The following is a 13965-nucleotide window of genomic DNA, read 5'->3' as shown; positions in this document are numbered from 1 at the left end:
ACCAGTTTCTCTTGGAATGCCGTCCGTCAAAGAGGCGCCCGCCGTGCTGCGGCGGCGCAAGAAAACCCGCCAGATCAAGGTGGGTGACGTGCTCGTGGGAGGCGACGCGCCCGTGACGGTGCAGTCGATGACCACCACGAAGACCCACGACATCGGCGCCACCCTCCAGCAGATCGCGGAGCTGACGGCCGCCGGATGCGACATCGTGCGCGTGGCCTGCCCCACCGACAAGGACGCCGACGCTCTGAAGATCATTGCTCAGCAGGCCACGATCCCCGTGGTGGCCGACATCCACTTCCAGCCGCGCTACGTGTTCGCCGCGATCGATGCGGGCATGGGCGTGCGCGTGAACCCGGGCAACATCAAGAAGTTTGACGACCGCATCCCGGAGATCGCGGCCGCCGCGAACGCGAACGGCACCGCGATGCGCATCGGCATCAACGCCGGATCGCTCGACCCGCGCCTGCTGAAGAAGTACGGCAAGGCCACCCCGGAGGCCCTCGTGGAGTCCGCAGTCAACGAGGCGCGCCTGTTCGAGGAGGCCGGCTTCCACGACTTCGCGATCTCGGTCAAGCATCACGATCCGGTGACGATGGTCCGCGCCTACGAGCTGCTCTCGGAGGCGGGGGACTGGCCGCTGCACTTGGGCGTGACCGAGGCCGGCCCGCAGTTCCAGGGCACGATCAAGTCGGCCGTGGCTTTCGGCGCCCTGCTCTCCCAGGGGATTGGCGACACGATCCGCGTGTCCCTGTCCGCCCCGCCGGTGGAAGAGGTGAAGGTGGGCGAGGAGATTCTGCGTTCGCTCAACCTGCGCCCGCGCAAGCTCGAGATCGTCTCCTGCCCCTCGTGTGGGCGCGCGCAGGTGGACGTGTATGAGCTGGCCAATAACGTCTCCGAAGGCCTGAAAGACATCACGTTCCCGCTGCGCGTGGCCGTCATGGGCTGCGTGGTCAACGGCCCGGGCGAGGCGCGCGAGGCGGACCTCGGTGTCGCGTCCGGCAACGGCAAAGGCCAGATCTTCGTGCGCGGCAAGGTGGTGGACACGGTGCCGGAGGCGGATATCGTGGAGACCCTCATCGCGCGCGCCCGGATTGTGGCCGAGGAGCTGGGGCTTGCCGAGGATCCGGACTCGCATGTCGAAGTGATCGTCTAGTGCGCTGGTTGCGCAGGCCCGGGCGGCTACGCCGGCTGGGACCGGCCGACCGGCAGGCGGCCATCGACCTCCTCGCCACTGACCCCGTCGCCACCATCCTGGCCCGCGTCCCGATCGAGGAGGGATGGCCGCGTCCCAGCCACGCGCTTGGTCTTTTCGACGACGCCGGTGTACTCACGGCCGTCGCCTGGAACGGCGCGAACCTGGTCCCCTTTGGTTTCGACGACGACGGCCTGGACCTGCTCGCCGGCCATGTCCTGTCCACCCGCCGCATCTTCTCCTCGCTGGTGGGTCCGCGCGAGCAGGTGATGCCCCTGTGGGAGCGGATCGAATCCGGGGTGGGCGTGGCGCGTGAGGTGCGCGAGAGCCAGCTGTCGATGGTATACGCCGGGCGTGAGAGCGTGGCGCCCGATCCCGAGGTGCGCCCGGCGCGCATCGGCGAGGGCGCGATCGTGTTGCCGGCGTCGGTGGCGATGTTCACCGAGGAGGTCGGCTACGATCCCCTCACCTACGGCTCGGGGTATTCGCACCGGGTGCACGGGCTCGTGCGGGCGGGCCACACCTTCGTGCGGCTCGGGCGGGGCACGGATGGGCGCGAGCGCGTGGAGTTCAAGGCCGACATCGGGGCGCTGGCCGGGGGAGTGGCGCAGATCCAGGGCGTGTGGACCGCGCCCGACCTGCGCGGGCAGGGGATTGCCACCGCCGCGATGGTGCAGGTGGCGCGGCTGGTTCAGGCCACGATCGCGCCCACGGTCTCCCTCTACGTCAACGACTACAACCTGCCCGCCGTACGTGTGTACGAGAAGGCGGGATTTAAGACCGTGGGGGAGTACTCGACGATCTTGCTGTGAGACGGGCGGTGCGGGAGCTGCGCGCGGAGAGTCGGGCATTCGGGCGTAGAGGTGAGCGACGGCGTCGTGCGCTCGGTACACATGGTGGCCGAATACGGAATTGTCGGCCGGGGCATATACACTTGGCTTTGTGCTGAAAATGTCTCATCTTTTTGTTAAGACCCTCCGCGAGAATCCGGCCGACGCCGAGGTCGATTCCCACAAGCTACTGGTGCGCGCAGGCTACATCCGCCGCGTGGCGCCGGGCATCTACACCTGGCTGCCGCTCGGCCTGCGGGTGCTGCGCAAGGTTGAGCAGATTATCCGTGAAGAGCTGGACGCCGCGGGCGCTCAGGAGATGCTCTTCCCGGGCCTGCTCCCGCGCGAGCCGTACGAGGCCACGAACCGCTGGGAGGAGTACGGCGCGAACCTGTTCCGACTCAAGGACCGCCGCGAGAACGACTACCTGCTGGCGCCCACGCATGAGGAGATGTTCACCCTCGCGGTGAAGGACCAGTGCAGCTCGTACAAGGACCTGCCGCTGAACCTGTACCAGTTCCAGACCAAGTACCGCGATGAGGCCCGCCCGCGCGCCGGCCTGCTGCGCACGCGTGAATTCGTGATGAAGGACGCCTACTCCTTTGATGTGGATGACGCGGGCCTGGATGTCTCCTACCAGATCATGCGCGATGCTTACGAGCGCACGTTCACCCGGCTTGGCCTGCCCTACGTCATCTGCGCGGCCACGTCGGGCGCGATGGGCGGCTCGCGCTCGGAGGAGTTCCTCTCGCCCATCGAGGTGGGCGAGGACACGTTCGTGGTCTCCGACGGCGGGTATGCCGCCAACACAGAGGCCGTGACCACCGCGCCGCTACCGGAGCTGGACTTCGCGGGCGTGCCCGAGCAGGAGGTCGTGGCCACCCCGGACTGCAAGACCATCGAGGCGCTGGTGGACCTGGCGAACGACGTCATGCCGCGTGAGGACCGGCCCTGGCAGGCCTCGGACACGCTAAAGAACGTGGTCGTGGTGGCTACCCACCCCACCGGGGAGCGCGAGCTCGTGGTCATCGGTATGCCGGGTGACCGCGAGGCGGACCTCAAGCGCATCGAAGCGAACATGGCGCCTGCCGAGATCGAGATGGCCACGGCCGATGACCTGGCCTCCCACCCCGAGCTCGTGCCCGGCTACATCGGCCCCAGCCGGATCGGACCCAACTCGCCCGACCGCGTGGTGGGCGAAGACGGGGAGATCTCCGGCTCCGTGCGCTACTTCCTTGACCCGCACGTGGCCCGCGGATCGTCCTGGATCACGGGCGCAGACGCCGAACAGCGCCACGCCTTCAACGTGGTCTACGGCCGCGACTTCGAGGCGGACGGCTTCGTGGAGGCGGTGGAGGTACGCGACGGCGACCAGGCCCCCGACGGGTCTGGACCGCTGCGCATCGAGCGCGGCATGGAGATCGGCCATATCTTCCAGCTGGGCCGCAAGTACGCCGAGGCGCTCGATCTGACGGTGCTCGACCAGAACGGCAAGTCCGTGGTGGTGACCATGGGCTCCTACGGCATCGGCGTCTCGCGCGCGGTCGCCGCCCTCGCCGAGCTCAACCACGACGACGCCGGCCTCATCTGGCCCGCCCACGTCGCCCCTGCCGTGGTACACGTGCTGGCCACCGGCAAGGACGCGGAGATCTTCGAGGCAGCCTCCGCCATTGCCGCCGAGCTGGACGCGGCCGGCGTGGAGGTCATCTACGACGACCGCCAGAAGGTCTCGGCCGGCGTGAAGTTCGCGGACTTCGAGCTCATCGGCGTGCCCTACGGCGTGGTCGTCGGGCGCGGCCTGAAGGACGGAAAGGTCGAGCTGCGCGATCGGCGCAGCGGCGAGCGGCGCGAGGTGGCGCTCGCGGACGCGGTGGCCGAGGTCACCGCGATGATCGGCTAGCCTTCCGCATTCGCGAATTCGATCCCGGGCAGCGCCTCGATGAGAGGCGCGTCCGGGGTCTTCGCCATGTGGCACACGAAGCTGGCGATCGCCTGCTTGCCAGCCGGGTCAGCCTGGGTGGCGGAGAAGGCCAGTTGGTCGATGAGCAGGTTGAAGGCGTCCTCCACGTAGGGCCCTTCGGGTTCGGGTGCGATGACCGGGCGGTCGTCGGGTGCGCCTGAGGCGAGCTGGGCGTCGAGCAGGTCGGTCAGCTCGTCGATGCGGGCCAGTTCGGCGTCGCGCTGGCCGGCCGGGATGGTGGCGGCGTGCCACTCGAGCCACTGGCGTGCCGTTTCGATGTTGGCTACTGACACCCCGGAGTTGAGGGAGCGGGCCAGGTCGGACAGTTCGTACTCGCCGCACTGGTCGGCATCGGTGGCGCCCAGCGTGAGGGCGGAGATCCCCACCGAGGTGGCGATCGGTCCGAGCGAAGAATCGAGGGCGGCGCGGGAAAGCTCGAGGAGCTCGGCGTGGGTGTCGCTGCCGGCCACGTAGGGTTCGACAGGATTGGTGTAACCCTCGGGGGCGCCGTCGGGCCACGGCACCCACACACCGCCGAGGGCCTCGGCCCAGTGCGCGGCGACGTCGGCGAACGCCGGGTCGTCGCTGATGACGGTTGCGCGCGCGGCGAGCATCTGGCGCTCGACCTCGGCGTCCGAGGCGGGGGCGGGGGAGACGTCGCGGTCCAGGTGCGCGCCCATGACCACCATGACGAGCGCGAACAGCGCGATCCCGAGTAACAGTGTGCCGATAAATGCCAGCGTGGAACCTTGCCGATGTGCCATAACTTTATCCTGCCACACGGCGCGGGTAGAATTTCACGCATGTCAAAGGTAACTGAAATCGTTGATCTCATCCGGCCCGCCATCGAGGGCCGGGGGCTCTTCCTGGAGGACGTGAAGCTCACGCGCGCCGGCAAGCACTCGGTGTTGCGCGTGACCATCGATCTGCCGTCCGGCCCGGGGAACGTGGATTCGGAGCAGCTGGCTGATGCCACGCGGGCCGTTTCCGCCACGCTTGATGAGGCCGATCCGATTTCGGGGGCCTACACGCTGGAGGTCTCCACGCCCGGAGCCGAGCGCAAGCTGAACGACGCCCGCCACTTTTCGCGCGCCCAGGGGCGCCTGGCCAACGTGGTGCTCACGAGTGGGGATGCGCTCACCGGCCGGGTTGAGGACATCGAAGGTGATAACGTAACACTTGCTCTGGATGGCGAACAGCGCGTGATCGCGCTGGAGCAGATCGCCAAGGCTCACGTACAGATCGAGTTTTAGGAGGAACCATGGACATCTCAATGAATGAGCTCAAGATCGTTGAAAGCGAGCTCGGGGTTGACCTGGATATCCTGCTCGGCGCGATCGAGGAGGCCCTCCTTCACGCCTACAACCGCGCGCCCGGCGCGATCCGCGGCGCGCGCATCGAGCTCAATCGCTCCACGGGCGTGGTGACGGTGTGGGCGCCGGAGGAGGACGAGGAGGGCAACGTCATCGGCGAGTTTGACGACACGCCGAACGACTTCGGCCGGATTGCCACTTCCACCGCTCGCTCGATCATTGCCCAGCGCCTGCGTGACGCCGAATCGGCCCGCATCCTGGGCGATTTCAAGGGCAAGCAGGGCAAGATCGTAGCCGGCACGGTGGACACCACGGCCGGCCCGGGCGAATCACGCGACCTGTTCGTGGAGCTGGGCGACAACCGCGGCCTGCTGCGGGCTGAGGAGCAGGTGCCCACCGAGCGTTTTAAGCACGGGGACCTCATCCGCGCCCTCATCCTTGACATCAACGTCGGCCCGCGCGGGGCGTCGATCCGCCTGTCGCGCTCGCACCCGGATTTCGTCCGCGAGCTGTTCGCCACCGAGGTCCCGGAGATCGAGTCCGGGGTGGTGGAGATCGTGGCGCTCGCGCGCGAGGCGGGCCACCGCTCGAAGGTGGCCGTGTGGTCGAATGACCCGACTGTCGCGGCCAAGGGCGCGTGCATCGGCCCGAACGGGCAGCGCGTGCGAGCGGTGACCCAGGAGCTGCAGGGGGAGAAGATCGACATCGTCGATTACGACGACGACATCGCGCTTTTCATCGCCGCTGCCCTGTCGCCGGCCAGCGCCATCCGGGTAGATGTGCTCAATCGTGACACGCGTCAGGCGCGGGCGATCGTGCCCGACGATCAGGCCTCGCTCGCGATCGGCAAGGAGGCGCAGAACGTGCGCCTGGCCGCGAAGCTGACCGGGTGGTCGATCGACATCCGCAAGGCGTCCGAGGATAAGCGTTCGGCTCAAGAGTTGAGCTAACTCACCCGGGCCGGCCGTGCCCAGTACTTCGCGGGTGGGATAGACTAGCTTAGGTATGTCATCACACTCTCGTTCCGTATCCATGCGCACATGCGTCGGTTGCCGAGGTGTTGTACATTCCCACGAACTTCTTCGTATCGCGCTGAAGGATGGGGCGGCTGTCCCCGATCCTGATCGCGCGGCGGGAGGGCGCGGGGCGTGGGTCCATCCCACGCCCGAATGTGTCGAGTTGGCGTTGCGTAAACGTGCGCTGAATCGTGCTTTTCGGTGCGAGGTCAGTGACGAGGCGATGCACCTCTTGGCTCGAGAAATGACCGATGGGCGCAAGCCCAAGAGATGAAAGCGGGTAGAAAGCCGATGGGCACCCGATGAGTACCCAGCGATGAGCTGTCTGCAAGAGGTCTGACGCCGGAGCGCGCGGACCAAAGAATAAGGAGAACTGTGGCAAAGGTCCGCGTACATGAACTCGCCAAGGAAATCGGCGTGACGTCCAAGAGGCTCTTGGAAGTGCTGAAGGAAAGTGGCGAATTTGTAACCTCGGCGTCCTCGAGTATCGAGGCACCTGTCGTGCGTAAGGCACGCGAATATTTTGACAAGCATCCTGAGGATGTGAAGAAGCCCTCGGGTAAGGGCGCAAAGAAAGCGCCCGCCAAGGCCCAGGCCGCCCCCGCGGCTTCGGCTATCAGCGACAAGCAGGAGGCTCAGCCTGCCGCGAAGTCGGCCCCGACTCCGGCCGCGATGGCCTCCAAGCCGTCCGATAAGCCCGCCCCGGGCCCGCGCGTCGCTGACGAAAACAAGGATGCGGCGCAGGAGGCGCCCGAGGCGAAGGCAGCCGAACCGAAGGCCACCCCGGCCTCGGCCAACAAGCGTACGATCGCCACCCCGGGTGAGGCCGCTCGCTCGGCCCAGGCCGCGCGCGATGCGGCCCCGCCGCGCCCGCAGCCGCGCCGTGGCGGTCCGCGTCCGGGTAACTCGCCGTTTGCGTCCAAGCAGGGGATGGGGCGCCCGCGTCCGGGTAACTCGCCGTTCGCGCCGAAGCAGGGCATGCGTTCGGATTCGGCGAAGAAGACTCCGAAGCCGGCGGGCGGTCCGCGCCCGTCGCCGAACATGATGCCGGAGCACATCAAGACTGACGCGAACCGTAGCCGCGGCCGCGGCAGGCCGGCCACCACCGGTGGTAACACCTTCGGCACGTCGAACAACCAGCGCGGGGGCGGCTTCGTCCGCTCCGGCGGTAAGGCGCGTGGCGGTTCCACGGCCGGAGCGTTTGGTAAGCGCAACGGCGGTAGCCGTCGCAAGTCGAAGCGGATGAAGCGCCAGGAGTGGGAGGAGCAGCAAAATCCGATGGTCGCCGGCATTTCGGTGCCGCGCGGCAACGGGCAGACTGTGCGCGTGCGCGCGGGCTCCTCGCTGGCTGACTTCGCTGAGCGTATCGACGCCGATCCGGCGGCGCTGGTGACAGTCCTGTTCCGCATGGGCGAGATGGCCACCGCCAACCAGTCGCTTGATGAGGATACGTTCCAGCTGCTGGGTGCCGAGCTCGGCTACGACATCAAGATTATGAGCCCGGAGGATGAGGATCGCGAGATCCTCGAGGCCTTCGATATTGATCTGGAAGCCGAGCGCGAGGAGACCGATCCGGAGGATCTGCTTCCTCGCCCGCCGGTGGTCACGGTCATGGGTCACGTCGATCACGGTAAGACCAAGCTGCTCGACGCGATCCGCAATGAGGACGTGGCGCTGGGCGAGGCTGGTGGCATCACCCAGAACATCGGCGCTTACCAGACGCACGTGGATGTGGAGGGCGAAAGCCGCTCGATCACCTTCATCGATACCCCGGGTCACGAGGCGTTCACGCAGATGCGTGCCCGCGGTGCGGACGTCACCGACGTCGCCATCCTCGTGGTGGCCGCGAACGACGGCGTCATGCCGCAGACCGTGGAGGCGATCAACCACGTGCAGGCGGCTGACGTGCCGATCGTGGTGGCCGTCAACAAGATCGACGTCGACGGCGCGAACCCGGCGAAGGTCCGCGCACAGCTGACCGAGTACGGCCTGGTGGCGGAAGATTACGGCGGCGACGTGCCGTTCGTGGACATCTCGGCCAAGCAGCGCATCAACATCGGCGAGCTGTTGTCCACCGTGGTCGCCACCTCGGACATCCTCGTGGAGCCGAAGGCGGACCCGGACAAGGCCGCGCGCGGTGTGGCGATCGAGGCGAAGCTCGACCAGGGCCGCGGCTCAGTCATCACCGCCCTCATTCAGGACGGCACGCTCCACATTGGCGATTCGATCGTGGTGGGCACGGCCTACGGCCGCGTGCGCGCGATGATTGACGAGCACGGTAACAACGTGGACGAGGCCGGACCGTCGCGCCCCGTCCAGGTGCTGGGCCTGACCTCGGTGCCGGGTGCTGGCGACCAGCTCATTGTTGCCGACGACGACCGCACCGCCCGCCAGATCGCCGAGCGCCGCGAGGCGGCCAAGCGCGCCGCCACGCTGGCCAAGCGCCGCAAGCGCATCTCGCTCGAGGACCTCACGGCCGCGATCGAGGAGGGCAAGGTTGAGACCCTCAACCTCATCATCAAGGGTGACTCCTCCGGTTCGGTTGAGGCCCTCGAGGCCAGCCTCCTCGAGATCGAGGTGGGCCAGGGCGAGGTCGAGTTGCAGGTCATCCACCGCGGCGTGGGTGCTGTCACCCAGTCGGACGTGGACCTGGCGACCGTGGATAACGCGGTCATCATCGGCTTCAACGTCCGCCCCGCCGAGCGGGTGCAGGAGCTGGCCGACCAGGAAGGCGTGGAGATGAAGTTCTACAACGTCATCTACTCCGCGATCGACGAGGTCGAGGCCGCGCTCAAGGGCAAGCTCAAGCCGATCTACGAAGAGGTCGAGGTGGGCACCGCGGAGATCCGCCAGGTGTTCCGCTCGGGCAAGTTCGGCAACATCGCGGGCTCGATCGTGCGCAGCGGCACGATCAACCGTGGCCACAAGGCGCGCCTGGTGCGCGATGGCGTGGTTGTTGCTCCGGAGCTGACGATCGAGTCCCTGCGCCGCGAGAAGGATGACGTGACGGTGGTTCGTGAGGGATACGAGTGTGGTATCACGCTCGGCTTCAACGACATCGCCGAGGGCGACATCATCGAGACATGGGAGATGCGCGAAAAGCCGCGCGACTAAGTGGCACGCGGGGCGCCGGGGAGGCGCCCCGCGGCATTCGCGCCCGCATGCGGGCGCCTGACGCAAAGGAGAACCATGGCCAATACACGTGTTGATCGGGTAGCGGATCAGATTCACCAGATCGTTGCCCGGCTTATCGATACCAAGTTGAAGGACCCGCGCCTGGGAATGGTGACGGTGACCGACGTGCGCGTGACGGGGGACCTCCAGCATGCCTCCGTGTTTTACACGGTGATGGGATCGGAGGAGGAGCGCCGTCAGTCGGGCCACGCGCTCGAGTCGGCGAAGGGGATGATCCGTTCGGCGGTGGGCAAGCAGCTCGGCCTGCGCTTGACCCCGTCGATCGAGTTCCTGCTCGATTCCCTCCCCGAATCGTCCCGCGCGATGGAGGACCTGCTCGCGGCTGCCCGCCAGCGCGATGATGACATCCGCAAGCGCGCCGAGGGCGCCGTGCCCGCGGGCGGGGAGAACCCCTACCGCAGCCAGTTCGAGGACGCCGAGGGCGAGGAGTAGTGCCGAAGGGGCGGGAGCGGAACCGCCAGCGGGCCATCGCCCGCCAGGCGCGCCCGAAGCCCTGGGGCGAGTTGCCGCGCGGCGAGGCGCCGTGTGAGGGGCTGCTGCTGATCGACAAGGATCGCGGCGTGACCTCGCACGATGTGGTCGGCGCGCTGCGCCGCCTGGGCGCCACCCGGCAGGTGGGCCACGCCGGCACGCTTGACCCGATGGCTACCGGCCTGCTCATCGTGGCCACCGGCCGGCTGACGAAGCTCATCCAGTACCTCGTGGGCGCGGACAAGACCTACGAGGCGCGCATCCGGCTCGGGGTCGGATCAAGTACCGACGACGCCGAGGGCGAGCTGACGCCGGCCGAACCGCCGGTGGCCTCGGACGCGGCGATCGACGCGGCGCTGGCCGCCCTCACGGGCGACATCATGCAGGTGCCCTCCACGGTCTCCGCGATCAAGGTGGATGGCAAGCGCGCCCATGATTTGGCGCGTGAGGGGGAGAGCGTCGAGCTCGCCGCCCGCCCCATCCGCATCGAGCGCTTCGAGCGCACCGGCCTGGTCGAGCGCAGTCAGATCCAGCTCGGCGGGCGGAATGTGGCGGTTGCCGACTTCGACGTCGTCGTCACCGCATCGAGCGGAACGTACGTGCGGGCGCTTGCCCGCGACGTCGGCGAGGCGCTCGGAACCCGCGCGCACTTAACCTCCCTGCGCCGCACGCAGATCGGGCCCTGGCACGTCGACGACGCGCGGACGGTCGCCCAGCTGCGTGACCTGGCAAGCATAGGGGAGCAGTTGCCCGCGGCCTCGATGGCGCAAGTGTGCCGGCAGGTCTTCCCCGTCATGGCGATCGACGACGCCGAGGCCCGCGCCCTGCGCAACGGTCTGTTCATCGACAAGCGGACGGCCTCCACGGAGGGAACGCGCGGCGAGCCCTGGCCTGCTGCCACGTTCGTGGGCGACGAGCCGGCGGCGCTGGTCTCGCCCCGCTCGGGCAAGCTCAAGCCGGATCTGCAGCTCACGCTATGATCGCGGCCATCATCATCGCGGTGGTCGCGGCGGGGATCATTGCCAGGCTCGCCGTCCTCAACAGTCGCCTGACCTCAGAATTGGAGCGTGCGCGCGTGGAAGTCACGCGGTATGAGAGCCAGCCGGCGGTGGTCGCCCACGAGATCCGCACGCCGCTGTCGCTCATCGAGGCCTCGGCCGAGCTCCTCATGGGGGAGAGCCCCGGCCCGCTGAACGAGACCCAGGCTAGCTTCGTGTCCACGATCTTCGATAATGCCACCCAGGCGATCGGAATCGCGGAGAACTCGCTCGTCCAGCGCCGGCTTAAGGACGGGGCGGCGCTACGGCTCGACCTGGTGGATATCCGCGACGTCGTGGGGGATGCCGCCCAGTCCCTGCGCCGCACCACTGACATCCCGATCCTGGTGGACGTGCGTGGTGGGATCCTGCCGCTGTATGCCGACGAGCAGCTCATCCGCCAGCTCGTGTGGAACCTCGTCAACAACGCCATCCGCCACTCGGAGGGCGAGGACGGGGTGCGCGTGCGGGTGAACCAGGCGGAGGACGGGGGAGCCCTGCTCGAGGTCACCGACCACGGTAACGGGATGGACAGCGCGGATCTGGAACGCTTTTTCACCCCGTTCGCCACCGGATCGAGCCGCCGGCCGGGTTCGGGCATTGGTATGCTCGTCTCACAGGAAATTGTGGCGGCACACGGCGGAAAGATCATGGTTGATACCCGCCCCGACGTCGGCACCACGATCGTGGTGCTCCTGCCGCTGGGCAATCCGGGAGGTGAATGATGCCGCGCGTCCTTGTGGTGGACGACGAGCCGCAGATGCTCGCCATCGTCACCTTCGCCCTCGAATCCAAAGGATTTACGTGCCTAACGGCGGCCAGCGCCGCCGAGGCGTGGCAACTGCTGTCCACTTCCCACTTTCACCTTGCGGTCCTCGACATCATGCTCCCGCACGGTTCGGGGCTCGACCTGACCGCGCGCATCCGCTCCCAGGTCGGTGACCTGCCGATCATCTTGCTCACCGCCCGCTCGGACGTGGAGGACCGCATCAGAGGCCTGGAGGCCGGCGCGGACGACTACATCACCAAGCCGTTTTCGCCCCAGGAGTTGGCGCTGCGCGCCCAGGCCCTCTTGCGGCGCAGCTACCCGGATGAGGTGCGCGAGTCCATCGGCGAGCTGGTGGTGGACGCGGACCGGCTCGAGGCCACGTGGCGCGGGCGTCGCCTCAACATCTCCGCCACCGAGGTCCGCCTCCTCACCACCCTCATTCGCCACGCCGGCGCCGTGGTCACCCACCGTCAGCTCCTCAACGAGGCGTGGGGCGCCCCCGACCACCACGGCGGGCGCGAGATGCTCAAAACCGCGATCTACCGCACGCGTAAGACGCTGGAGAAGTCCGGGGTCGGCGTCGTGATCCGCTCGCACCGCGGGGAGGGCTACTCGGTCCAGGAGCAAGCCTCGGCCCAAGAGTAACGGGCCGGTTACCAAGTGTAACTTTGCCTTCCGGCGCTGTTACTGGCCCCCTTTTAGCATCGACGTATCGGCGCAACGATGCGCTCATGCGAAAGGGACAATCATGGCACAGACATCACGCGGGCTCGGTGTGCTCTTAGCACCGCCGGCCGCGCCCCGGCTCCCCGAAGAGAAGATTGACAAGACCTATAAGCGCATGCGCTGGCAGGTCTTCATGGGCATCTTCATCGGGTATGCAGCCTTCTACCTCATCCGCAACAACGTCTCCTTGGTCTCGGGCCTGCTCAAGGAATATGACCTGATGAACACGGTCGGGATTGGCATTGTGGCCAACGCCGTTCTCTTCTCCTACGGCCTGTCGAAGTTCTTCATGGCGATGCTCTCAGATCGAGCTAACGCCCGCTACTTCATGCCGATCGGCCTGGCCCTGTCGGCCATCATCAACATCGTCATCTCCTTCGTGCCCTCGATCGTGGGGTCGGTGGGGATCTTCGCCACCGTCATGTTCATCAACGGCTGGGCGCAGGGCATGGGCTGGCCGCCGTCGGGCCGCATCCTCGTGCATTGGTTCTCCACCTCCGAGCGCGGCTGGATGACGTCGCTGTGGAACACCGCTCACAACGTCGGCGCCGGTGGCCTGGGCCTGCTGGCCGTGTGGGCGCTGGACCAGTTCCAGACCTCCGATTCGGACTGGACGCCTGCGTTCCTCGTCCCCGGCATCGTGGCGCTCGTCATCGCCGTGCTCATCTTCTTCATGCTGCGCGATCGGCCGGAGGCGGTGGGCCTGCCCCCGATCGAGGAGTACCGTAACGACCCGGCGAAGGTGGAGAGCAAGGAGAAGAACCTGCCGTGGAAGACGATGCTGTTCAAGCACGTCCTCACCAACCGCGTGGTGGTGCTGCTCGCCATCGCCAACGTGTTCGTCTACACACTGCGCTACGGCGTGCTGTCCTGGATCCCGGTCTACCTCACCGACGTCATCCATGGCGCGAACATCAAGACCGGCATCATCGGGTTTGCGATCTACGAGCTGGCGGGCATTGTCGGCACGATCCTGTGCGGCTGGATCTCGGACAAGGTGTTCAAGGGCTGGCGTTCGGGCGCAGGCATGCTGTTCATCGCCGGCGTGGGTATCGCGCTCGTGGCCTACTGGCAGCTGCCGGCCACCGCCCCGATCTGGATCTTCTACGTGCTCATCGCCATTATCGGTGGCCTCATTTACGGCCCCGTCATGCTCATCGGCCTGCAGGCCATTGACCTCTCGCCGCGCGAGGTGGCGGGCACCGCGGCGGGCTTCACCGGCATGTTCGGTTATCTGCTCGGCGCAACGCTCGCCTCGACCGGCGTCGGCATCCTCATTGACCGCTTCGGCTGGAACGTCACGTACGCCACGCTGACCGCCATCGTGGTCCTCGCCTTCGTCCTCATGATGATCGTGGGTAAGGATGAGAGGAAGATGATGGAGGCTCGCGAGGAACTCATACGCCTGGAGACTCAGGGCAACGAGTAATCGGCGAGTGCGGGATGGCGCATAGAA

At 67.1% G+C, this 13965-nt stretch carries 13 protein-coding genes; 12 read left to right on the top strand and 1 reads right to left on the bottom strand.

What is annotated here, in order from left to right:
* Positions 1-16 precede the first annotated feature (16 nt).
* From ispG to HMPREF3167_RS03030, 3 genes are all read left to right on the top strand, one after another.
* The gene (gene ispG / locus HMPREF3167_RS03040) at positions 17-1153 is read left to right on the top strand and encodes a flavodoxin-dependent (E)-4-hydroxy-3-methylbut-2-enyl-diphosphate synthase (protein WP_068538424.1); all 1137 of its coding nucleotides are present in this window, start codon (positions 17-19) and stop codon (positions 1151-1153) included.
* Complete coding sequence (locus HMPREF3167_RS03035; protein ID WP_062612074.1) at positions 1153-2004, top strand: GNAT family N-acetyltransferase; 852 nt, start codon at positions 1153-1155, stop codon at positions 2002-2004. The genes ispG and HMPREF3167_RS03035 overlap by 1 nt, the downstream gene beginning before the upstream one ends.
* Positions 2005-2143: 139 nt before the next feature.
* The gene (locus HMPREF3167_RS03030) at positions 2144-3922 is read left to right on the top strand and encodes a proline--tRNA ligase (protein ID WP_068538423.1); all 1779 of its coding nucleotides are present in this window, start codon (positions 2144-2146) and stop codon (positions 3920-3922) included.
* Here HMPREF3167_RS03030 and HMPREF3167_RS03025 read toward each other — a convergent pair.
* On the bottom strand, positions 3919-4746 hold the full coding sequence (locus HMPREF3167_RS03025; RefSeq protein ID WP_068538422.1) for a hypothetical protein: 828 nt from the start codon (positions 4744-4746) through the stop codon (positions 3919-3921). The genes HMPREF3167_RS03030 and HMPREF3167_RS03025 overlap by 4 nt on opposite strands.
* 39 nt (positions 4747-4785) lie before the next feature.
* Here HMPREF3167_RS03025 and rimP point away from each other — a divergent pair, with 39 nt between their 5' ends.
* The 9 genes from rimP to HMPREF3167_RS02985 all read left to right on the top strand — a co-directional run bounded on the left by rimP (position 4786) and on the right by HMPREF3167_RS02985 (position 13938).
* Positions 4786-5235, top strand: a complete 450-nt coding sequence (gene rimP, locus HMPREF3167_RS03020) for a ribosome maturation factor RimP (RefSeq protein WP_062612080.1) — start codon at positions 4786-4788, stop codon at positions 5233-5235.
* Between the two features lie 8 nt (positions 5236-5243).
* Positions 5244-6245 (top strand): transcription termination factor NusA, encoded by a 1002-nt coding sequence (gene nusA, locus HMPREF3167_RS03015; protein ID WP_062612082.1) that lies wholly within the window; start codon positions 5244-5246, stop codon positions 6243-6245.
* 55 nt (positions 6246-6300) lie between these two features.
* Positions 6301-6585 (top strand): YlxR family protein, encoded by a 285-nt coding sequence (locus HMPREF3167_RS10170; RefSeq protein ID WP_083200511.1) that lies wholly within the window; start codon positions 6301-6303, stop codon positions 6583-6585.
* Between the two features lie 101 nt (positions 6586-6686).
* Entirely contained in the window at positions 6687-9425 is a 2739-nt protein-coding gene (gene infB, locus HMPREF3167_RS03010; RefSeq protein WP_070445417.1) for a translation initiation factor IF-2, read from the top strand.
* A gap of 75 nt (positions 9426-9500) precedes the next feature.
* Positions 9501-9938: a 30S ribosome-binding factor RbfA gene (rbfA, locus tag HMPREF3167_RS03005; RefSeq protein ID WP_062612087.1), complete on the top strand. Its 438-nt coding sequence runs from the start codon at positions 9501-9503 to the stop codon at positions 9936-9938.
* Entirely contained in the window at positions 9938-10957 is a 1020-nt protein-coding gene (gene truB / locus HMPREF3167_RS03000; RefSeq protein ID WP_244899196.1) for a tRNA pseudouridine(55) synthase TruB, read from the top strand. The genes rbfA and truB overlap by 1 nt, the downstream gene beginning before the upstream one ends.
* Complete coding sequence (locus HMPREF3167_RS02995; RefSeq protein ID WP_068538420.1) at positions 10954-11739, top strand: sensor histidine kinase; 786 nt, start codon at positions 10954-10956, stop codon at positions 11737-11739. The genes truB and HMPREF3167_RS02995 overlap by 4 nt, the downstream gene beginning before the upstream one ends.
* The gene (locus HMPREF3167_RS02990; protein WP_068538419.1) at positions 11736-12428 is read left to right on the top strand and encodes a response regulator transcription factor; all 693 of its coding nucleotides are present in this window, start codon (positions 11736-11738) and stop codon (positions 12426-12428) included. The genes HMPREF3167_RS02995 and HMPREF3167_RS02990 overlap by 4 nt, the downstream gene beginning before the upstream one ends.
* A gap of 103 nt (positions 12429-12531) precedes the next feature.
* Positions 12532-13938 carry an MFS transporter gene (locus tag HMPREF3167_RS02985; RefSeq protein WP_068538418.1) on the top strand — a complete coding sequence of 469 codons (1407 nt, stop codon included), beginning with the start codon at positions 12532-12534 and terminating at the stop codon, positions 13936-13938.
* The last annotated feature ends 27 nt before the right edge of the window (positions 13939-13965 follow it).

The sequence above is a fragment of the Trueperella sp. HMSC08B05 genome (genome assembly GCF_001808405.1).
Classification (GTDB): domain Bacteria; phylum Actinomycetota; class Actinomycetes; order Actinomycetales; family Actinomycetaceae; genus Trueperella; species Trueperella bernardiae.
The sequence above is the reverse complement of the archived record's forward strand: the minus strand, read 5'-3'. Positions and strand labels throughout refer to the sequence as shown.

Coding starts and splice junctions, on each gene's coding strand:
- rbfA (WP_062612087.1), top strand. CDS start 9,501: ATGGCCAATACACGTGTTGATCGGGTAGCGGATCAGATTCACCAGATC.
- HMPREF3167_RS02990 (WP_068538419.1), top strand. CDS start 11,736: ATGATGCCGCGCGTCCTTGTGGTGGACGACGAGCCGCAGATGCTCGCC.
- nusA (WP_062612082.1), top strand. CDS start 5,244: ATGGACATCTCAATGAATGAGCTCAAGATCGTTGAAAGCGAGCTCGGG.
- HMPREF3167_RS02985 (WP_068538418.1), top strand. CDS start 12,532: ATGGCACAGACATCACGCGGGCTCGGTGTGCTCTTAGCACCGCCGGCC.
- HMPREF3167_RS03030 (WP_068538423.1), top strand. CDS start 2,144: ATGTCTCATCTTTTTGTTAAGACCCTCCGCGAGAATCCGGCCGACGCC.
- HMPREF3167_RS10170 (WP_083200511.1), top strand. CDS start 6,301: ATGTCATCACACTCTCGTTCCGTATCCATGCGCACATGCGTCGGTTGC.
- ispG (WP_068538424.1), top strand. CDS start 17: ATGCCGTCCGTCAAAGAGGCGCCCGCCGTGCTGCGGCGGCGCAAGAAA.
- HMPREF3167_RS02995 (WP_068538420.1), top strand. CDS start 10,954: ATGATCGCGGCCATCATCATCGCGGTGGTCGCGGCGGGGATCATTGCC.
- rimP (WP_062612080.1), top strand. CDS start 4,786: ATGTCAAAGGTAACTGAAATCGTTGATCTCATCCGGCCCGCCATCGAG.
- HMPREF3167_RS03025 (WP_068538422.1), bottom strand. CDS start 4,746: ATGGCACATCGGCAAGGTTCCACGCTGGCATTTATCGGCACACTGTTA.